Genomic DNA, 17,747 nt, shown 5'->3' on the forward strand with positions numbered 1-17,747 from the left:
CGGCTTCAGCGGCGGTCGACGCAGGCGTCCAGCCCCTGTTCGCGCACCGTGCCCATGGCGGCCTGGATGCGGGCGGCGCGACGGCGGACATAGGGGCCGGGCGATCCGGCGTTGTAGCGGCGCGGGCTGGGCAGGATGGCGGCCAGGCGGGCGGCCTCGCGCGCCGTCAACTTGTCCGCGCTCTTGTTGAACCAGTGGCGCGAGGCGGCCTCGGCGCCGTAGACGCCCGGCGCCCATTCGGCGACGTTCAGGTACATCTCCATGATCCGCCGCTTGCCCCAGCCGATCTCGATCAGGCCGGTGTAGCCGACCTCCAGCCCCTTCCTGACCCAGTCGCGGCCGGGCCACAGGAAGACGTTCTTGGCGGTCTGCTGGCTGATGGTCGAGGCGCCGCGCCTCTTGTCCGAGCCGCGCTGCTCGGCGCGCTCATTGGCCTCCATCGCCTTCTGGATCGCCTCGACGTCAAAGCCGTGGTGCTGGCAGAAACGGGCGTCCTCGGCGGCGATCACCGCCTCGACCAGGCGCGGCGAGATGCGATCCAGCGAGCGCCAGCGATAGTCCATGCCGTGCCCGGCCGCCGCCTGCTTGACCATCAGGATGGTCGCCAGCGGCGGCAGGAAGCGATGCACCGCCACCCCGGCCAGCGGGAACAGGGCCAGGATCACGAGCAGGGTCAGGATCGGCCGCCGCCTGCGGCCCTTTGCGCGGGTCATACCGTCATCCTGCCTCAGCCAAGCTTCAGCGCAAGCGCGATCAGAGCGAAGCCACGCCCGCGTGGCCGTCCTCGTCCGCCCAGGCGATGCGGGCGGCGCCGGAACTCATGGCCAGGGCGGTGATGGGGGCGCCCTTGTCCTGCTTGACGAACTGAAGCCCGCGCCCGGCCGGATCGGCCCACCAGACGCGCCCGTCTTCCAGCCCCGCCGCCAGACGGCCGTGGGCGGGGGCGGCGGCGACCTGGGCGATCAGGGTCGTCTCGTCATAGCCGATCTCGGTCGCCTCACGGCCCATCGGCCCGTTGGAGCCGACGAAGGGCCACAGCACCACGCCCTGCGCGCCCGAGGTCGCCAGCAGCTGCCCCTTGGCCATGAAGGCGAAGCTCTTGATCTTGGACGGATAGCCGCCCATCCGCATGTTCTTCTGATCCTTCAGACGCCAGCCGTGCAGCTGGTTGTCCTGCATGGCCGTGACGACATAGGCGCCGTCGGGCGCGAAGCCCACGGCCAGGTGCGACCCGGCCCAGGCCAGCTTCGTCGGCTGCTGCTGCTCGATGCGGGCGTACCACAGCCAGGCGCCGCCATAGGTCGAGGCGGCGATGCGGCGGCCCTTGGGATCGAAGGCCACGCCCGAGACGGTGCGCTCGTGCTGGAAGTCGCGGCGGAAGTGCGGATCCTTGACGTCCAGCACGCTCAGTGTCCGGCCCGAAGAGAAGGCGATCAGGCCGGACTCGGCCGAGGCGGCGACGGCGTCGATCCATTGGCCCTTGGTCTGGGCCAGCAGCACGGCCTCGCCCTCGCGGCTCCAGACCAGCTTGCCGTCGTCGCCGCCGGTGACGATCCCCTCGCCCGAGGGGTGGACGCAGGCGCACAGGACGGCGCCGTCATGGACCTCGCTGCGGGCGCCGCTCTCGAACCGCACCGAGCCGTCGCCCAGGGCGAAGATCGCGCCCGTCTTGTCGAACAGGGCAGCGGTGACCTGGGCGTCGAAGGAGAAGGTCGTCATATCGGCTCGCACACGCAAGGAAAGTCGGATGCGCCTCATAGAGCGAAATCGGCTCACATGCGAACGCATGTGAGCTCAGATCTTCGCTCAAACCTGTCATGGCTGCACCGTCGCGTCTGTCGCGTGGCGGGTCTATGAGGAGGGCCATGACCCTGCTGCTCATTCCCGGCTTCATGGCCGATGCGACCCTGTGGGACGCCATGACCGACGATCTGGCCCCGTTCGGGCTGCTGATCGCCACCGACCTCAGCCGGGGCGAGGATATCGAGAGCATGGCGGCGGCGATCCTGAGCGATGCGCCGGATCGGTTCGTCGCCGTGGGCTTTTCCATGGGCGGCTATGTGGCGCGGGAACTGGCGCGGATCGCGCCGGAGCGGGTCGAGGCCCTGATCCTGATCGCCACCTCGGCGCGCGGGGATACGGAGGAGTTGATCCGTCAGCGGCGTTCATCCCTAAAGGCGCCGCCGAAGGCCTTCAAGGGATTGAGCCGACCGGCCATCGTCTCGTCCCTGCACCCCGATCTGGCGGACGACGAGGCGATGATCGCGCGGGTGCGCGAGATGGGGCTGAGGCTGGGCGGCGAGGTGTTTCATCGCCAGTCGGCGATGGCGCGGGCGGGCGATCTGGACCGGTTGGGAGAGATCGCTCAGCCGACGCTGATCGTGGCGGCGGACACGGATCGGCTGCGCAGCGCTGAGGAGGCGGAGGAACTGCGGCGGGGAATTACAGGCTCGACGCTGGAGACGGTGACGCACACCGGCCACATGATCCCGCTGGAACAACCGAAGGCGCTGGCGCGGGTGATGACGGGGTGGCTCGCGTCCCTCTCCTGATGGGAGAGGGCGTTACTTGTGCGTTTCGACCCAGCGCTGGGTCATCAGTTCGCCGGACGCATAGGCCTCCTGAAGCTCGACGCTCCAGTAGTTGAGGGCCTCCAGCGGGATCGGGACGCCGGAGACGGCGCAGCGGACGTGGTCGCCGTGCTGCACGATCTCGAACTCAGGCGTGCCGTAGATCAGCTTGGCTTCGGCGCGCGGGCGGGGTGGCGGGTTCATGCCGCGCAGGCCTCGAACCCGGCCTTCAGGGCGGCCTCGTCCAGATCGCGACCGATGAAGACGGCGCGGCTCCAGCGGCGTTCGGCCTCGCCCCAAGGCTTCTGAAGGTCGCCCTCCAGGATCATGTGAACCGCCTGGAAGACCAGGCGGCGGTCCTCGCCGGCCACGTCGATGATGCCCTTGGCGCGCAGGATGTTCTGACCCTGCTCGCCCAGCAGCTTGTCCAGCCAGGCGGTGAATTTGGCGCCGTTCAGCGGGCGGTCCAGCGTCAGGGAAATACCCTTGATGTCGTCATTGTGGGCATGGCCGCGCGGGCCATGGTCGTGACCATGGTCATGATGGTCATGGCCACAGTGCTCATCATGAACGTGGTCGTGGCCGTGATCGTGGCCGCAGTGTTCGTCGTGGACGTGGCCCTCGGCGCCGTGGGGCGGGTTCACGAAGTCCGGCTTGACCTCGAGGATGCGGTCCAGATCGAAGGCGTGCAGACCCAGCACCTGATCCAGCGGCACGTTCGAACGCTCGGCGCGGACGATGGGGGCCAGAGGGTTCAGGGCGCGAAGGCGGGCCTCGACGTCGGCCAGAGCGGCCTCGTCCACCAGGTCGATCTTGTTCAGAATGATGCGGTCGGCGAAGGCGACCTGCTCGCGCGCCTCTTTGGAGTCGTCCAGGCGCGCCATGACGTGTTTGGCGTCGACCAGGGCGGTGACGCTGTCCAGCTGGGTCTTGGCCTTGACCTCGTCGTCGACGAAGAAGGTCTGGGCCACCGGACCAGGGTCGGCCAGGCCGGTCGTCTCGACGATGATGGCGTCAAAGGCGGGCTTGCCGGGGCGCTGACGCTTCATCAGGCCGTTGACCACGCGGATCAGGTCGCCGCGCACCGTGCAGCAGACGCAGCCGTTGTTCATCTCGAACACGTCCTCGTCGGCGCCGACCACCAGATCGTTGTCGATGCCGATCTCGCCGAACTCATTGACGATGACGGCGTAGCGCTTGCCGTGATCCTCGGTGAGGATGCGGTTCAACAGGGTGGTCTTGCCGGCGCCGAGGTAGCCGGTGAGGACGGTCACGGGAGTCTTCTGGGTCATGGCTCGCTAGATGGCGTGTCGAGAGCGGAAATGGAAGACGTTCGACGCCCCCTTCCCCCTCGATGGGGGAAGGGCCGGGGATGGGGGTGCGGGCAAGGCGTGCATTTGTTAAAGCGCAGGAGACGGGGCGGCGTCTCCTGCGCCAAGCCCTTCTGAGGAGCTGCCTTCACCCCCACCCAACCCTCCCCCATCGAGGGGGAGGGCTCACGCGATCGGGATCAGCAGGTCGGACAATCCGGCAAGGCGGCGGTTTCCAGCTGCAACGTCGTGTGACTGATGTCGAAGCGGCCGCGCGCCAGGCCCTGCGCCTCGGCCAGAAGGGCGTCGCCGTCGGGACGTTCATGGACGATATGGGCGGTCAGGGCCGCGTCCGTGGTCGACAGGCCCCAGACGTGCAGGTCGTGCACCGCCGTCACCCCCGGCAGGGCCAGGAAGGCGGCGCGGATCTCGCCCACGTCCAGTCCGTTCGGCGCGGCGTCCAGGGCCAGGTTCACTGAATCCTTCAGCAGGCCCCAGGTGCCGATCATGATGACGGCGACGATGATCAGGCTGACCATCCCGTCGATCAGCGACCAGCCGGTGAACAGGATGACGACGCCCGCGACGACCACGCCCAGCGACACGGCGGCGTCGGCCATCATGTGCAAATAGGCCCCGCGCACGTTCAGATCCTTGTGCTGATCCTTCATGAACAGCAGGGCCGTGCCCAGATTGATGAAGAAGCCGATCCCGGCCACGACGATGATAACGCCCGAAGCCACCGGCGCGGGTTCGGCCAGGCGACGCACCGCCTCGAAGGCGATGGCCCCACAGGCGAAGATCAGCAGCAGGGCGTTGCCCAGGGCCGCCAGCACCGTCGCCTTGCCGTAGCCGTAGGTGCGCTTCGGTCCCGCCGCGCGGCGCGCCAGCCAGGCCGCCCCGCCCGCCATGGCCAGACCCAGCACATCGGACAGATTGTGGCCCGCATCGGCCATCAGGGCGGTGGAATCGGCGATGAAGCCGGCCGTGAACTCGGCGACGACAAAGGCCAGGTTGATGATCAGGCCGACGGCGTAGCGCCAGTCGCCCGTATCCGTCGGGCCATGATGGTGGTGCCCGCCGAAGCCGTGCGAATGACCGTGGTCATGGTCGTGGGAGTGATCGTGATGATCGTGGCCGTCATGGCCGTGTGCGTGATCGTGCGCCATGTCCGCTCAGCTAGGTCTTCCCGCGCGGGAAGGTCAAGCCCCGCAGAACATAAGTCTTTGAATGTAAATATATAACCTATCGAAACTCAGTGCTGATGCGTCAGCACCAGGAAGCCGATCAGGATCAGCGCCCCGCCCAGGATGGCGCCTTCATAACGCGCCCACCGCTCCAGCCGCAGGATAGAGTAGCCCGCCGTCGCCAGGGCGGCCAGCAGGGTCATGCCCAGGACCGTTCCCGCCGCGAAGGTCAGGGTCAGCAGGGCCAGGGCCCCCACGCCCTCGGTCGCCGAGGACAGATAGATAGGCAGCAGCACCTCGCCCGGCGTCACCGCCATCATCAACACCAGGCCCCAGAAGGCCGCCTTGTCCGAAACCGCGGGCTCGGCCAGTTCAGCCGCCGGTCCGCCCGCCGTGGCGGGGCGCTTCAGCGAGGCCTTGGCCAGGTAGAAGGCGCCGAACAGGAACAGCAGCGCCGCCGACAGGTGCGGCAGCAGCCCCTCGACCCAGCGGTTCAGCGCCAGCCCCGCCGCCACGATCAGCGAGCCGACGAGAGCCGTCGACACGATGTGCGCCAACCCGGCCGTGACCACGGCGGTCATCACCCGCGCCACGCTCCAGCGCTGGGCGCGGCCGACCAGGACGAAAGGCAGCCAATGAGTCGGCAGCGCCGCATGCAGAAAGGCCGCGACGAAACCGCCGCCCAGAAGCGACAGCAGAACCGGCTCGGCGAGATCGGGAGAGGACATGGCCGCTCCCTTAGAATGTTACCTTATAACAATCGAGAAGAATCGGCGAAGAATCTTCACGCGCGACGCCACGCCGCGTCGCCGCACCCTTGGCTCGCATACGCGCGCGAACAACCTGTGTCGCCCATTGCGTCACCCGTGCAATCGGGCCACAGAGTCCGCCAGGAACAGGTTCCGTGCGGGTTTTCGCCCCGGACGCCGCCCTTTCACGTTGACTCTTCCGTGACCATCCGTATATGTCGCCGCTCTTCGCCCGCAGGGTCTCCTGGCGGGCGCATCCATTTTTGCGTTCACGCTGAGGCTTCCAAATGTACGCGGTGATCAAGACCGGCGGAAAGCAGTACCGGGTTCAACCGGGCGATGTGATTGTTGTCGAGAAGATCGACGGCGACGCTGGCGCTGCCGTCAATTTCGGTGAAGTCCTCATGCTGGGCGGCGACAAGGGTGTTACGGTCGGCGCTCCGCTGATAGACGGCGCCGCTGTCGCAGCCACGCTGATCGAGACCCGCAAGGGCGAGAAGATCAAGATCTTCAAGAAGATCCGTCGTCAGGGCTATCGCCGCACGAACGGCCATCGTCAGATGGAATCGGTCCTGCGCATCACCGGCATCGAAGGCGCCGGCGAGAAGGCCAAGTGGGACGGCACGGTCGACCTGATGACCAAGGCCGAGATCAACGCTCGCGCCCGTGGTCTGGCCCCGCGCGTCGAAGCCGTCGAAGCTGAAGCTCCGAAGGCCAAGAAAGCTCCGGCCAAGAAGGCCGCCAAGGCTGACGCCGCCGAAGGCGCCGAAGCCTAAGATTTTCACCGGCGCTGGATCAGCGCCTAGCAGGACAGATGGAGCGCTCAAGCAGCCCGAACGGGCGGTAGCGCACCAAGGAAGAGGAGCAGCAAGATGGCTCACAAGAAATCTGGCGGTTCGTCGCGCAACGGTCGCGACTCAGAGTCGAAGCGCCTTGGCGTGAAGAAGTTCGGCGGCGAGCGCGTGCTGGCTGGCAACATCCTCGTGCGTCAGCGCGGCACCAAGTTCCACCCGGGCACCAACGTCGGCCTGGGCCGTGACCACACCCTGTTCGCCACTGTGACCGGCTCGGTGCAGTTCACCACCAAACGTGGCGGCCGTTGTTACGTGTCGATTCTCCCGGCCAACGACGACGCCCAGGCGATGGCCGCCGAGTAACGCGAAGCCAGGACAGTATTTCCCCGGATCGCGTTGCTCTCGACAGCAGCCGATCCGGACCAAGGGAAAATTTTCCGCGGGGAGTCTGGATCACCAGGCTCCCCGTTTGCGTTTCCCCGCCTCGAATGCCGCCCGAGCCCTCCAAGGAGGCGGCGCCGAAGACATCGAGGCCGAACCATGTGCGTGATCGAAACCTCTCCCGTCGTCGAGACGCGGCGCCTGCTGCTGCGCGCCCCCGGCGCCCAGGACGTGACCCGGATCGCGGCCCTGGCCAATGACCACAACATCGCCCGCATGACCCAGCGGATGCCCCACCCCTTCCGCGTCGACGACGCCGAGGACTTCGTCCTGCAGGTAGCGTCCCAGGACCCGAAGCGGGCCAACACCTTCCTGATCGAGCACGAGGACCACGGTCCCGTGGGCGTCATCGGCATGTTCCAGAACACCGACGCCGTGCCCGAAGCCGGCTATTGGGTCGGGCGGGAGTTCTGGGGCCGGGGCTACGCCACCGAGGCGCTGGAAGGCGCCCTGGTCTGGGCCTCGACGCGCTGGAAGCGCCGCGCCCTAATGGCCGGCCACTTCGCCGACAACCCGGCCTCGGGCCGCGTGCTGGAGAAGGCGGGCTTCCTGTACACTGGCGAGACCCGTCCGGCCTTCAGCCGCGCGCGGGGCGAGAGCGCCGATACGCGGATGATGGTCTGGCTGGCCTGATAGGACGCGGAAATCGCGGGGCTTTCAGTCAACGGTGCAGTTTTTTCACGAAAGCGGAAAAAGGCTGTTGACCGCCCCGAGGGTCCCCCCTATTAGTCCGCGCCTCGGCGGGGCGACCCACCGGGCCCAGGTGGCGGAATTGGTAGACGCGCTGGCTTCAGGTGCCAGTGGCTTAACGGCCGTGGAGGTTCGAGTCCTCTCCTGGGCACCATTTCTCAGACGGCGCTGTATCCGATCGGATGCGGCGCCGTTTGTCATTTAGGCCCTCCCCTTTCCTTTTGCGACGGCCGTGACAGCAAAGGTCGAGCTTGCGTCCTAGCGATAGCGCGCGGTTCGTCTATGTTACGGACTGAACGACTGACGAGTTTCTGCATGACGGTTTATTTCCACGAAGGCGACCTGCCCGACGGCCTCGACCTGGGCCCTGAGGTGGCGATCGATTCCGAGACGATGGGCCTGCGCTTCCGCCGCGATCCGCTGTGCGTGGTGCAGTTGTCGTCCGGCGACGGAAACGCCCACGTCGTGCGCCTGAACCGTCCGGCCTACGACTGCCCCAACCTGAAGCGGGTGCTGACCGATCCGAAGGTGCTGAAGATCTTCCACTTCGGTCGCTTCGACATCGGCATGTTCGAACTGCACCTCGGGGTCGAGACGCGGCCCGTCTATTGCACCAAGATCGCCTCCAAGCTGGCGCGCACCTACACCGACCGTCACGGCCTGAAGGACGTGGCGCGCGAACTGGCCGGGGTCGACATGTCCAAGGCGCAGCAGAGCTCGGACTGGGGCGCGGCGGAACTGAGCCCGGCGCAGATGGATTACGCCGCCTCGGACGTGCTGTATCTGCACGCCATCAAGAACCGGCTGAACGACATGCTGGTCCGCGAGGGCCGCATGGAGCTGGCCCAGGCCTGCTTCGACTTCCTGCCCATGCGTTCGCGCCTCGACCTGGCCGGTTGGGACGAGATCGACATCTTCGCCCACGCCTGAGGAGAACCATGGCCGACCGCGACGCCCAGGACGCGCAAAAACGCGCCGACGAGCTCCGGGTCGCCCAGGCCGGGGCGCGCTGGCGCGCGCGCGCGCAGCGGGTGCGGCTGTATCGGCGCGTCCTGCCCATCGTCATCCTGATGCTGGCGGGGGGCGCCCTGACCTGGACCGTGTTCCGCACCGTCATGTCGGGCGTGGAGCGCAAGGCCAGCGAAAGCCGCGAGATCCGCCTGGACAACCCCATGTTCCACGGACAGGATTCCCAGGGCCGCTCCTTCGTCATCGGCGCCCAGGGCGCGGTGCGCGATCCGGCGACCGGCCATTTCCGCCTGGTCGGCCCCCTGCTGCGGCTGAACCTGGGCGCGCGCAGGACGACCGAGTTGACGGCTGACGGCGGCACCTATCTGGAAACCCAGCGCAAGGTCGTCATCGGCCCGAACGTAAAGATCACCGACGGCGGCACGGGCTGGACTCTGGTCACCCCCGAAGCCGTGGTCGACACCGAAACCGGCGTGGTGACCGGCGACAAGGGCGTGCAGGGTCGCGGCCCCCTTGGAAGCATCGATGCTTCGTCTTATGCGATTTATGATCAAGGCCAGCGGGTCGTTTTCAACGGCCAGGGCGAAAACAAGGTAAGCGGGACGATCAATCCCGCCGGAGCCGACCGATGAACATGTCCAAGTCCAAGCTGACGATCGCGGGCGCCGTCCTGATGACCGCCCTGGCCCTGCCCGCCGTTTCGGGCGCCCAGAACACATCCGCCAACCGCGCCGACGCCAGCCGACAGCCGGTCCAATACGGCGCCGACTCCGGCGAATACACGCCCGACGGCTTCTCGCTACGCGGGCGGGCCGAGGTGACGCAGGGCTCCAACCGCCTGCGCGCCAGCGCCATCCGCGGCTTCACCGCCAACGGCGACCTGACTCGCATCGAGGCGACCGGCGAGGTCTACTTCGTCACCCCCGACCAGAGCATGAAGGGCGACCGCGCCGTCTACACGCTGAACGACGGCAATGTGGTGGTGACGGGCGACGTCATCCTAACCCAGGGCAAGAGCGTGCTGACCGGCAACCGCCTCGTCTACAACGTCCGCACCGAGACGGCGCGCATCGAGGGCGGCGGCGGCAACGGCCGCGTCCAGGGCGTCTTCTATCCGCAAGGGAACTGACCCCGCGTGGCGCGCAAGGAACTCTCAGCCCTGAACCGAGACGCGTCCGCCGTCGAGACGGCGACGCCGACGGCCGAAGAGGCGCGCCCCACGGGTCTGCGCGTCGAACACATCGCCCGCAGCTTCGGCCAGCGGCAGGTGGTGCGCGACGTCTCCCTGAACGTCCAGCGCGGCGAGGTCTGCGGCCTTCTGGGCCCCAACGGGGCGGGCAAGACGACCTGCTTCTACATGATCACCGGCCTGATCCCCGCCGACAGCGGCTCGATCTGGCTGGACAATGAGGACATCACCCAGCAGCCCATGTACCAGCGCGCGCGCATGGGCCTGGGTTATCTGGCGCAGGAAGCCTCAATCTTCCGCGGCATGACGGTCGAGCAGAACGTCAAGGCCGTGGTCGAACTGCGCGAGAAGACCCCCGCCGGGGTGCGCGACGAGACCACCCGCCTGCTGGAAGAACTGCGCATCGACCACCTGCGCCACGCCCCGGCCACCGGCCTGTCGGGCGGCGAGCGACGCCGCGTCGAGATCGCCCGCGCCCTGGCCGCGCGCCCCAGCTTCATGCTGCTGGACGAGCCGTTCGCGGGCATCGACCCCCTGGCCATCGCCGACATCCGCCAGGTGATCCGCTATCTGTCCAGCCAAGGCATCGGCGTACTGATCACCGACCACAATGTGCGCGAGACGCTGGACATCATCGACCGCGTCTCGATCATCTCGTCCGGTTCGCTGCTGTTCGAGGGCACGGCCGATGAGGCCGTCGCCGACGCCGAGGTGCGCCGCGTCTACCTGGGCGAAATGTACGCCTGACGCCCGCAAGGCTTTACGCGCAGGCCTGTTCGCCTCGCGTTAACGGCTTCCGATCCATGATCCCAGCAAGAAGCGGGCCAACAGCGCCTGCGTGCGGGGTTGAAACGACGTGATCGGTCAGAGGCTGGAGGTCAGGCAGGGGCAGGGGCTGGTCATCACGCCCCAGCTGCAGCAGGCGATCAAGCTGCTGCAACTGTCGAACCTTGAGCTGGAGGCCTTCGTCGAGGGCGAGCTGGAGCGCAATCCCCTGCTGCAACGGGACGAGGGCGAACCCGCCCCCGATAACGCGCCCGAGGCCGCCAATGACGCCGCCCCGTCTGAAGGCGACGGCGAGATGCGCTTTGACGAAGGCTCGGACGTTCACGCCCGGAGCCTGGACGCCGGCGCCGACGATCTTTACGGCGACGCCGCTCCCGGCGAGCGCGTCAGCGACCGCCAGGACGATCAGGCGACCGACCAGCCCGGCCTGACCGACTGGTCCCGCGCCGGCTCCGGCGGCGGCCTGGCCGACGGCGAGGAGCGCGAACGCCCCGACCAGCGCGATGAGACGCTGTGGGAGCATCTGCAGGCCCAGGCCTCGGCCGCCGGGTTCAGCCCCGCCGACCACGCCATCGCCCTGACCCTGATCGACGCCACGGACGAGGGCGGCTATCTGCGCGCCGACCTAGGCGAGATCGCCGAGCGGCTGGGCGTGGACGAGGCGCGCATCGAGGCCGTGCTGGCCGTCTGCCACGGCTTCGAGCCGACCGGCGTCATGGCCCGCTCCATCCCCGAATGCCTGAAGCTGCAGTTGATCGAGCGCAACCGCTTCGATCCGGCCATGGACGCCCTGCTGGACCATCTGGAGCTGCTGGCGCGACGCGACCTGGCCGGGCTGCGCCGCGTCTGCGGCGTCGACGCCGAGGATCTGGTCGAGATGATCGCCGAGCTGAAGGCCCTGACGCCGCGCCCCGGCGCCGGCTTCGGCGGCGAACCGGCCCAGACGGTCGTGCCCGACGTCCATGTGCGCCCCGACCCGGCCGGCGGCTGGCGGATCGAACTGAACACCGACACCCTGCCCCGCCTGCTGGTCGACAAACGCTATCACGCCGTGGTGGCGGCCGGCGCCCGATCGGACACGGAAAAGACCTTCGTCGCCGACTGCGCGGCCCAGGCCAGCTGGCTGGTCAAGTCGCTGGACCAGCGCGCCCGCACCATCATGAAGGTGGCGTCCGAAATCGTGCGCCAGCAGGACGCCTTCCTGGCCTTCGGCGTCGAGTTCCTGCGGCCCCTGACGCTCAAGACGGTGGCCGAGGCCATCGAGATGCACGAATCGACGGTCAGCCGCGTGACCTCGAACAAATACGTCTCCACCCCGCGCGGGGTGTTCGAGCTGAAGTTCTTCTTCACCGCCGCCATCCAGTCCAGCGACGGCGGCGCGGCCCACTCGGCCGAGGCCGTGCGCCAGAGAATCAAGACGATGATCGACGGCGAATCCGGCGGCGGCGACGTGCTGAGCGACGACCGCATCGTGGAGATCCTGAACGAGGCCGGCATCGACATCGCGCGACGCACTGTGGCGAAATATCGCGAGGCGCTGCGCATTCCCTCGTCGATCCAGCGCCGCCGCCTGATGAAGGTCGGCTGACCCCTTCTCAAGCGTCACCACAAATCGGTGATCGGCATTGACACCAAAGCCAGTCAGTCGCGTTCTAGGGACATGAAGATCCAAGTCAGCGGCAAGCAAGTGGATGTCGGCGAAGCGCTAAGCTCGCGCATCTCCCAGGAACTCGAAGAGGGCATCGGCAAGTATTTCGCCCGCGGCGCCCAGGACGCCGAGGTCGTGGTGTCCAAGGATCGACACGGCTTCCGGGTCGATTGCTGGGTGCGCCTGGCCTCGGGCCAGTCGCTGGTGACGACCGGCTTCGGCGGCGACGCCCAGGCGGCCTTCGCCGACAGCCTGGCCAAGCTCGAGAAGCGCGTGCGTCGCTACAAGCGCCGCCTCAAGGACCACCACATCGGGCCCAAGGGCCTGTCGCCCGAGAAGACCGAGAACGCGGCGCGCGAAGTCGCCGCCCTGACCATCTTCCGCGATCCCGACACTGTCGAGGACGAGGAGTTCGGCGAGGCGGGTCTGCCGGGCGAGCCGCCCCCCGTGGGCATGGTCATCGCCGAGACCGAGGCCGAGATTCGCACCCTGACCGTGGGGCGCGCGGTGGCCGAACTGGACATGACCGGCTATCCGCTGGTGATGTTCCGCAACGCCGCCCACGGCGGCCTGGCCGTGGTGTATCGCCGGCCCGACGGCAACGTCGGCTGGATCGATCCACAACGCACGACCAAGGGCGCCGCGGTTCAAGCCGTCGGCTGAGGCTTCCTCAGGAAGGGCGAAGGCGCTAAAGAGCACCCGCCCTTCCGCCAATGTCGGGTTCGATTTTCGGGGTAGAGATGGACATCGCTGATTTGCTGTCGTCGGACGGGATCGTCCTGCGGGGCGGGGCGTCATCCAAACGTCAGGCGCTGCACGCCGTGGCCGAGGCCTTCGGCGCCGCCTTCGACCTGGACGCCGACAAGGCGTTCGAGGCCCTGCAGGAACGCGAGGCCCTGGGGTCGACGGGTCTGGGGTCGGGCGTCGCCGTGCCGCACGCGCGCATCAAGGGGCTGGAGCGCGTCTGCGCCGTCTTCGTGCGCCTGGACACGCCGGTGGCCTATGAATCGCTGGACGATCGTCCGGTGGACCTGCTGTTCGCCCTGTTCGCGCCTCTGGACGCCGGGGCCGAGCATCTGCGTGCGCTGGCGGCGGTGTCGCGCGCTCTGCGCTCGCCGGAACTGCGCGAGCAGCTGCGCCAGGCGCGGACGGTGGACGCCATTCGCGCCCTATTCGTCAAGGATGTGTCGAAGACCGCCGCCTGAGCGGTCTTCCTCACGTCTTCATCCGTCTTTCAAGAACGGCGCAGATGCGCCTAATGGACCGACATCGGCTCCAGGTCATGCGCCACGGCGGCCGCGAAGGCGGTTTCCCGGTCCAGCATGACGGCCAGGCGCTCGCCGTCCGCGCCATGCACGGCGTAGAGAATCTGATCGGGATCGATTTCGATATCGGCGGCCGTCTCGACCCTGGCGTCCTCCAGGACGTCGGAGGCGCGGATCGCGCGGACATAGACCAGATCCGGGGCGCCGAAATCGGCGAAGTCCTTCGTATTCATGTTGGGCGTCATAAGACCGCCTCCTTACGCTTGACTAAACGCCTGGGAAGCCAGGCGGTTCGACGGCCTTCAGCCCGTCGTGATGGGTATGCGTCGCACGGTACGTTCCTGTTCCGGGCGGATCAGCTCGACGTGCAACAGACCGTGCTCCAGGCGGGCGCCCGCGATCTCCAGCCCGTCGGCCAGGACGAAGTTGCGGACGAAGCCGCGCGCCGCGATGCCTCGGTGCAGGAAAGCCTGAGGATCGCGCCCGGCGTCCTCGCGCTTGCCGGTGATGGTCAGTTGGCGCCCTTCGACCGTGACCGACAGCTCTTCGGGGGTGAAGCCCGCCACCGCCAGGGTGATGCGCACGGCCGCCTCGCCGAGTTGCTCGACGTTATAAGGCGGATAGGACTCGGCCGCCGCCTTGGTCGCCCGATCGATCAGGGCGCGCGTATGGTCGAAGCCCAACAGAAAGGGGCTGTCGAACAGCAGGGTGCGTGCAGTCATGGGGCCCTCGCAATGAAGCGACCTCGGCCGTCCGGCGCCCCCCGTGATCGGCGAAGCGCCCGGCCGCTGTTACAGATGGGGGGGCTGGCTCCGGAGGTCAACGGCAGGCGTCCCCGCTGCGCGTTCATGGTCCATACACATTGAAACCTTAACTATAGGGCAAGCGTTCACGCGACCAGACGTCGCTATCGAAAGGATTCTTCATGCGCGCCAAGCTTGCCGTCGCCGGCCTGAGCATCGCCGCCCTTCTGGGCGCCGCCGCCTGCACCACGACCGACCCCTACAGCTCCACGCCGCGCCGTAACAACACCGGCACCGGCGCCGTCGCGGGCGCCCTGGGCGGCGCGCTGCTGGGCTATCTGACCAACACCTCCAGCGGCGAACAGGGCCGCAAGAACGCCCTGATCGGCGCGGGCATCGGCGCCCTGGCCGGCGCCGGGGTCGGCCAGTACATGGACGGCCAGCAACGCGCCCTGGAAGCCGAACTGTCGGGCACCGGCGTCGGCGTGGCGCGTCAGGGCGACAACCTGGTCCTGCGGATGCCGTCGGACGTGACCTTCGCCACCAACCAGTCGGACCTGGACCCGCGCTTCCTGCCGGTGCTGGACGACGTGGCCCGTGTGATCAGCCAGTACGACCGCTCCATGGTCGACGTGATCGGCCACACCGACTCCTCGGGCGGCGACGCCATCAACCAGCCGCTGTCGGAGCGCCGCGCCGCCTCGGTCGCCTCGCACCTGATCAACCGCGGCGTGATGCGTGAGCGCATCTATGTCGCCGGCATGAGCGCCCGCGCGCCGATCGGCTCCAACGCCACCCCGGAAGGCAAGGCCCAGAACCGCCGCGTCGAAATCCTGATCCGCCCCTTCACGGGCTGATCGGCGAAACCAGAACGTGAAGAAGGGGCGGCCCGTTCGGCGCCGCCCCTTTTTTCATGCCCGACGGTTCACGTCCGGCGGTTCAGCTCGGAAACAGCACAGCTTTACGCCCTGCCCTCTTGCCTTGAGAGGCAGACTGTCGGCCTGCTGTTCCGGCAGGAGATTCGGATGGAAGACGACGGCCTGGGCCGGGCGATGAAACTGGTCGGGATCGCGGCGGCGTCAGCCGTCGTGGTCGCCGCCATGGTCATCACGGCCGGCCGCCTGCTGCTGCTCTAATCAGGCCGCGTCCAGAGGGCGGCCGATGGAGAAGTAGCGGAAGCCCCGCGCCCGCATGTCTTCCGGACGATAGACGTTGCGCAGGTCGATCATGACCGGCTGCTTCAGCAGCAGCTTGATCCGGTCCAGGTCCAGGGCGCGGAACTGGTTCCACTCGGTCATGATGACGGCGGCGTCGGCGCCCGCCAGGGCGTCGTAGGGGCCATCCTTGAACACCACGCCGTCCAGCAGCTTGGCCGCCTCTTCCATCCCTTCGGGATCAAAGGCCTGAACAATGGCGCCGCGCTCGATCAGCGCCGGGGCCACGTCCAGCGAGGGCGCGTCGCGCATGTCGTCCGTGTTCGGCTTGAAGGTCAGGCCCAGCAAGGCGACCGTCTTGCCCTTCAGATCGCCGCCCAGGGCCTCGGCGACGCGGTCGGCCATGGCCTTCTTGCGCGCGTCATTGATGGCGACCGTAGTCTCGATCAGCTTCAGGGGCGATCCGGCGTCGGTCGCCGTACGGACCAGGGCCAGGGTGTCCTTGGGGAAACACGATCCGCCGTAGCCTGGTCCCGCGTGCAGGAATTTCGAGCCGATGCGGTTGTCCAGACCGATGCCGCGCGCGACCTGCTGCACGTCGGCGCCGACCGCCTCGCACAGGTCGGCGACTTCGTTGATGAAGGTGATCTTCATGGCCAGGAAGGCGTTGGCCGCATATTTGATCAGTTCGGACGTGCGCCGCCCGGTGAACATGATCGGCGTCTCATTGAGATTGAGCGGGCGATAGAGCTCGGACATGACGGCGCGGGCGCGCTCGTCGGTCGTGCCGACCACCACGCGGTCAGGGCGTTTGAAGTCGCCGATGGCGGCGCCTTCGCGCAGGAACTCAGGGTTGGAGACGACCGCGAACTCGGCGTCGGGCCGGCGCTCGCGGATGATGCGCTCGATCTCGTCGCCGGTGCCCACGGGGACGGTGGACTTGGTCACCACAACGGTGAATCCCTGCATCAGGTCGGCGATCTCCTCAGCCGCCGCATAGACATAGGACAGATCCGCATGACCGTCGCCGCGTCGCGAAGGCGTGCCCACGGCGATGAAGACGGCGTCCGCCGTGCGGATCGCCTCAGCGCCGTCGACGGCGAAGGCCAGGCGTCCGTCGCGGACGTTGTTGGCCACCAGATCATCCAGCCCCGGCTCATAGATGGGCATGATGTTCTGGTGCAGACGCTCGATCTTCGAGGCATCCTTGTCGACGCAGGTCACCGTGTGGCCGAAATCGGCGAAACAGGCGCCTGACACCAGGCCGACATAGCCCGTTCCGATCATGGCGACGCGCATGGACTGCTCCTCTTATCAACCGTTCCTGCCGCAATAGCCCCGGTCGCGGCGGATCACCAGCGACGCCCGGCCGCAGGTCTAAGAAAAAGCCAAAGAAAAAGGACGGCCGACCCGCGGGATCGACCGTCCTTCATGTCTTGCAACCTCAAGGTATCGGGGGCCGATCATGACCGGCCCCCTTAAGCCTTAGAAGTTGATGTCGACGGTGGCGCGGCGGTTCAGCGGCTCACGCACGCCGTCGCCGGTGGCCTTGGCCGGCTGGGTCTCGCCCTTGCCGTCCAGGGAGATCACGCCGCCGTTGACGCCTTGAGCGACCAGGGCGTCAGCCACGGTGCGCGCACGGCGGTTCGACAGGCCTTGGTTGTAGGCCGCAGCGCCCTGGGTGTCGGTGTGGCCGACGACCAGCACGCGGGTCGGAGCGCCCGACTTGGCGTAGTTGGCGGCTTGCGTCACCACCGAGCGGGCTTCCGCCGTCAGGTCCGAACGGCCTGTGCAACTCGACGCCGGCCACCGGCGCCTGCCACTCGCCGGAAGGCGATATTGAGTCCATGTCGCTGATGGCGAACGTCATCTATGATTTCGGCTCGCCGGACTGGACCATCCGTCCGTTCGTCGGCCTGGGCGCCGGCGTGAACCGCGTCAGCACCGACGCCGTCGGCCGTCTGCGCCAGAACCCGGGCGTCACCTTCACCGCTGACGACAGCTCGACCCGTTTCGCCGCTCAGGCGATCGCCGGTCTGGCCTGGGCTGTGGGCGACCGCGCCAACATCGACCTGACCTATCGCTATCTGACCGGCGACATGCGTTTCGACACCACGCAGTCCGCTGCTCCGGCCTTCGGCACCCTGGAAGGCGATTACGACCAGTCGCACACCGTGACGCTGGGCCTGCGCTATGCGTTCAGCGGCTCACGCACGCCGTCGCCGGTGGCCTTGGCCGGCTGGGTCTCGCCC

Annotated in this window: 23 protein-coding genes and 1 tRNA gene; 14 read left to right on the top strand and 10 right to left on the bottom strand. The window is 67.7% G+C overall.

Features of this window, described 5'->3' with window-relative positions; translation table 11 throughout:
- Positions 1 to 5: 5 nt before the first annotated feature.
- Positions 6 to 713: a monofunctional biosynthetic peptidoglycan transglycosylase gene (gene mtgA, locus FM111_RS07635; RefSeq protein ID WP_087140374.1), complete on the bottom strand. Its 708-nt coding sequence runs from the start codon at positions 711 to 713 to the stop codon at positions 6 to 8.
- A 40-nt stretch (positions 714 to 753) separates the two neighbouring features.
- Positions 754 to 1,719, bottom strand: a complete 966-nt coding sequence (locus FM111_RS07640) for a WD40 repeat domain-containing protein (RefSeq protein WP_087140375.1) — start codon at positions 1,717 to 1,719, stop codon at positions 754 to 756.
- A 146-nt stretch (positions 1,720 to 1,865) separates the two neighbouring features.
- Here FM111_RS07640 and FM111_RS07645 point away from each other — a divergent pair, with 146 nt between their 5' ends.
- The gene (locus FM111_RS07645; RefSeq protein WP_087140376.1) at positions 1,866 to 2,552 is read left to right on the top strand and encodes an alpha/beta fold hydrolase; all 687 of its coding nucleotides are present in this window, start codon (positions 1,866 to 1,868) and stop codon (positions 2,550 to 2,552) included.
- 12 nt (positions 2,553 to 2,564) lie between these two features.
- Here the strand turns inward: FM111_RS07645 and FM111_RS07650 are convergent, their stop codons facing one another.
- From FM111_RS07650 to FM111_RS07665, 4 genes are all read right to left on the bottom strand, one after another.
- On the bottom strand, positions 2,565 to 2,774 hold the full coding sequence (locus FM111_RS07650) for a DUF2093 domain-containing protein (RefSeq protein ID WP_087140377.1): 210 nt from the start codon (positions 2,772 to 2,774) through the stop codon (positions 2,565 to 2,567).
- On the bottom strand, positions 2,771 to 3,862 hold the full coding sequence (locus FM111_RS07655) for a CobW family GTP-binding protein (RefSeq protein WP_087140378.1): 1,092 nt from the start codon (positions 3,860 to 3,862) through the stop codon (positions 2,771 to 2,773). The genes FM111_RS07650 and FM111_RS07655 overlap by 4 nt, the downstream gene beginning before the upstream one ends.
- A gap of 218 nt (positions 3,863 to 4,080) precedes the next feature.
- Positions 4,081 to 5,049 (bottom strand): cation diffusion facilitator family transporter, encoded by a 969-nt coding sequence (locus tag FM111_RS07660; RefSeq protein WP_087140379.1) that lies wholly within the window; start codon positions 5,047 to 5,049, stop codon positions 4,081 to 4,083.
- A gap of 86 nt (positions 5,050 to 5,135) precedes the next feature.
- Complete coding sequence (locus FM111_RS07665) at positions 5,136 to 5,795, bottom strand: hypothetical protein (RefSeq protein ID WP_087140380.1); 660 nt, start codon at positions 5,793 to 5,795, stop codon at positions 5,136 to 5,138.
- A gap of 308 nt (positions 5,796 to 6,103) precedes the next feature.
- Between FM111_RS07665 and rplU the strand changes: the two genes are divergently transcribed.
- The 11 genes from rplU to FM111_RS07720 all read left to right on the top strand — a co-directional run bounded on the left by rplU (position 6,104) and on the right by FM111_RS07720 (position 13,538).
- On the top strand, positions 6,104 to 6,592 hold the full coding sequence (gene rplU / locus FM111_RS07670) for a 50S ribosomal protein L21 (protein ID WP_087140381.1): 489 nt from the start codon (positions 6,104 to 6,106) through the stop codon (positions 6,590 to 6,592).
- Between the two features lie 96 nt (positions 6,593 to 6,688).
- Positions 6,689 to 6,973 carry a 50S ribosomal protein L27 gene (rpmA, locus tag FM111_RS07675; RefSeq protein WP_087140382.1) on the top strand — a complete coding sequence of 95 codons (285 nt, stop codon included), beginning with the start codon at positions 6,689 to 6,691 and terminating at the stop codon, positions 6,971 to 6,973.
- A 177-nt stretch (positions 6,974 to 7,150) separates the two neighbouring features.
- Positions 7,151 to 7,684 (top strand): GNAT family N-acetyltransferase, encoded by a 534-nt coding sequence (locus FM111_RS07680; protein WP_087140383.1) that lies wholly within the window; start codon positions 7,151 to 7,153, stop codon positions 7,682 to 7,684.
- Positions 7,685 to 7,808: 124 nt separating this feature from the next.
- Positions 7,809 to 7,895, top strand: a tRNA-Leu gene (locus tag FM111_RS07685).
- Positions 7,896 to 8,056: 161 nt separating this feature from the next.
- A complete protein-coding gene (locus tag FM111_RS07690) occupies positions 8,057 to 8,671 on the top strand; it encodes a ribonuclease D (RefSeq protein ID WP_087140384.1) in 615 nt (204 codons plus the stop codon).
- Positions 8,672 to 8,679: 8 nt separating this feature from the next.
- Entirely contained in the window at positions 8,680 to 9,342 is a 663-nt protein-coding gene (lptC, locus tag FM111_RS07695; protein WP_087140385.1) for an LPS export ABC transporter periplasmic protein LptC, read from the top strand.
- Positions 9,339 to 9,839: an LptA/OstA family protein gene (locus tag FM111_RS07700; RefSeq protein WP_087140386.1), complete on the top strand. Its 501-nt coding sequence runs from the start codon at positions 9,339 to 9,341 to the stop codon at positions 9,837 to 9,839. The genes lptC and FM111_RS07700 overlap by 4 nt, the downstream gene beginning before the upstream one ends.
- A gap of 6 nt (positions 9,840 to 9,845) precedes the next feature.
- Entirely contained in the window at positions 9,846 to 10,646 is an 801-nt protein-coding gene (gene lptB, locus FM111_RS07705; protein WP_087140387.1) for an LPS export ABC transporter ATP-binding protein, read from the top strand.
- 109 nt (positions 10,647 to 10,755) lie between these two features.
- A complete protein-coding gene (gene rpoN / locus FM111_RS07710; protein WP_087140388.1) occupies positions 10,756 to 12,273 on the top strand; it encodes an RNA polymerase factor sigma-54 in 1,518 nt (505 codons plus the stop codon).
- 72 nt (positions 12,274 to 12,345) lie between these two features.
- Positions 12,346 to 12,996, top strand: coding sequence for a ribosome hibernation-promoting factor, HPF/YfiA family (gene hpf, locus FM111_RS07715; RefSeq protein WP_087140389.1), 651 nt, complete (start codon positions 12,346 to 12,348; stop codon positions 12,994 to 12,996).
- Between the two features lie 77 nt (positions 12,997 to 13,073).
- The gene (locus FM111_RS07720) at positions 13,074 to 13,538 is read left to right on the top strand and encodes a PTS sugar transporter subunit IIA (RefSeq protein WP_087140398.1); all 465 of its coding nucleotides are present in this window, start codon (positions 13,074 to 13,076) and stop codon (positions 13,536 to 13,538) included.
- 50 nt (positions 13,539 to 13,588) lie between these two features.
- Here FM111_RS07720 and FM111_RS07725 read toward each other — a convergent pair whose 3' ends face one another.
- Positions 13,589 to 13,843 carry a DUF1150 family protein gene (locus tag FM111_RS07725; protein ID WP_087140390.1) on the bottom strand — a complete coding sequence of 85 codons (255 nt, stop codon included), beginning with the start codon at positions 13,841 to 13,843 and terminating at the stop codon, positions 13,589 to 13,591.
- A 57-nt stretch (positions 13,844 to 13,900) separates the two neighbouring features.
- Positions 13,901 to 14,320: an Hsp20 family protein gene (locus FM111_RS07730; RefSeq protein ID WP_087140391.1), complete on the bottom strand. Its 420-nt coding sequence runs from the start codon at positions 14,318 to 14,320 to the stop codon at positions 13,901 to 13,903.
- A 203-nt stretch (positions 14,321 to 14,523) separates the two neighbouring features.
- Between FM111_RS07730 and FM111_RS07735 the strand changes: the two genes are divergently transcribed.
- Positions 14,524 to 15,198, top strand: a complete 675-nt coding sequence (locus FM111_RS07735) for an OmpA family protein (protein WP_087140392.1) — start codon at positions 14,524 to 14,526, stop codon at positions 15,196 to 15,198.
- Between the two features lie 279 nt (positions 15,199 to 15,477).
- Here FM111_RS07735 and FM111_RS07740 read toward each other — a convergent pair whose 3' ends face one another.
- Both FM111_RS07740 and FM111_RS07745 read right to left on the bottom strand, forming a co-directional pair.
- Positions 15,478 to 16,794 carry a UDP-glucose dehydrogenase family protein gene (locus FM111_RS07740; protein ID WP_087140393.1) on the bottom strand — a complete coding sequence of 439 codons (1,317 nt, stop codon included), beginning with the start codon at positions 16,792 to 16,794 and terminating at the stop codon, positions 15,478 to 15,480.
- Positions 16,795 to 16,980: 186 nt separating this feature from the next.
- Complete coding sequence (locus tag FM111_RS07745) at positions 16,981 to 17,250, bottom strand: OmpA family protein (RefSeq protein ID WP_373407964.1); 270 nt, start codon at positions 17,248 to 17,250, stop codon at positions 16,981 to 16,983.
- Between the two features lie 32 nt (positions 17,251 to 17,282).
- On the opposite strand from FM111_RS07745, the gene FM111_RS07750 reads away from it, so the two are divergent.
- On the top strand, positions 17,283 to 17,747 hold a 465-nt coding region (locus FM111_RS07750), incomplete at its 3' end, for an outer membrane protein (RefSeq protein ID WP_373407965.1).

Source organism: Brevundimonas diminuta 3F5N, assembly GCF_900163625.1.
In the GTDB taxonomy this organism is placed as follows: domain Bacteria; phylum Pseudomonadota; class Alphaproteobacteria; order Caulobacterales; family Caulobacteraceae; genus Brevundimonas; species Brevundimonas diminuta_A.

What these genes read in the sequence shown, in the direction of transcription:
- FM111_RS07725 (WP_087140390.1), bottom strand. Translation starts at nt 13,843, where the DNA reads ATGACGCCCAACATGAATACGAAGGACTTCGCCGATTTCGGCGCCCCG.
- FM111_RS07665 (WP_087140380.1), bottom strand. Translation starts at nt 5,795, where the DNA reads ATGTCCTCTCCCGATCTCGCCGAGCCGGTTCTGCTGTCGCTTCTGGGC.
- FM111_RS07640 (WP_087140375.1), bottom strand. Translation starts at nt 1,719, where the DNA reads ATGACGACCTTCTCCTTCGACGCCCAGGTCACCGCTGCCCTGTTCGAC.
- rplU (WP_087140381.1), top strand. Translation starts at nt 6,104, where the DNA reads ATGTACGCGGTGATCAAGACCGGCGGAAAGCAGTACCGGGTTCAACCG.
- FM111_RS07645 (WP_087140376.1), top strand. Translation starts at nt 1,866, where the DNA reads ATGACCCTGCTGCTCATTCCCGGCTTCATGGCCGATGCGACCCTGTGG.
- lptC (WP_087140385.1), top strand. Translation starts at nt 8,680, where the DNA reads ATGGCCGACCGCGACGCCCAGGACGCGCAAAAACGCGCCGACGAGCTC.
- FM111_RS07730 (WP_087140391.1), bottom strand. Translation starts at nt 14,320, where the DNA reads ATGACTGCACGCACCCTGCTGTTCGACAGCCCCTTTCTGTTGGGCTTC.
- FM111_RS07655 (WP_087140378.1), bottom strand. Translation starts at nt 3,862, where the DNA reads ATGACCCAGAAGACTCCCGTGACCGTCCTCACCGGCTACCTCGGCGCC.
- FM111_RS07660 (WP_087140379.1), bottom strand. Translation starts at nt 5,049, where the DNA reads ATGGCGCACGATCACGCACACGGCCATGACGGCCACGATCATCACGAT.
- FM111_RS07700 (WP_087140386.1), top strand. Translation starts at nt 9,339, where the DNA reads ATGAACATGTCCAAGTCCAAGCTGACGATCGCGGGCGCCGTCCTGATG.
- rpmA (WP_087140382.1), top strand. Translation starts at nt 6,689, where the DNA reads ATGGCTCACAAGAAATCTGGCGGTTCGTCGCGCAACGGTCGCGACTCA.
- FM111_RS07720 (WP_087140398.1), top strand. Translation starts at nt 13,074, where the DNA reads ATGGACATCGCTGATTTGCTGTCGTCGGACGGGATCGTCCTGCGGGGC.
- FM111_RS07690 (WP_087140384.1), top strand. Translation starts at nt 8,057, where the DNA reads ATGACGGTTTATTTCCACGAAGGCGACCTGCCCGACGGCCTCGACCTG.
- mtgA (WP_087140374.1), bottom strand. Translation starts at nt 713, where the DNA reads ATGACCCGCGCAAAGGGCCGCAGGCGGCGGCCGATCCTGACCCTGCTC.
- FM111_RS07735 (WP_087140392.1), top strand. Translation starts at nt 14,524, where the DNA reads ATGCGCGCCAAGCTTGCCGTCGCCGGCCTGAGCATCGCCGCCCTTCTG.
- FM111_RS07680 (WP_087140383.1), top strand. Translation starts at nt 7,151, where the DNA reads ATGTGCGTGATCGAAACCTCTCCCGTCGTCGAGACGCGGCGCCTGCTG.
- FM111_RS07650 (WP_087140377.1), bottom strand. Translation starts at nt 2,774, where the DNA reads ATGAACCCGCCACCCCGCCCGCGCGCCGAAGCCAAGCTGATCTACGGC.
- FM111_RS07740 (WP_087140393.1), bottom strand. Translation starts at nt 16,794, where the DNA reads ATGCGCGTCGCCATGATCGGAACGGGCTATGTCGGCCTGGTGTCAGGC.
- hpf (WP_087140389.1), top strand. Translation starts at nt 12,346, where the DNA reads ATGAAGATCCAAGTCAGCGGCAAGCAAGTGGATGTCGGCGAAGCGCTA.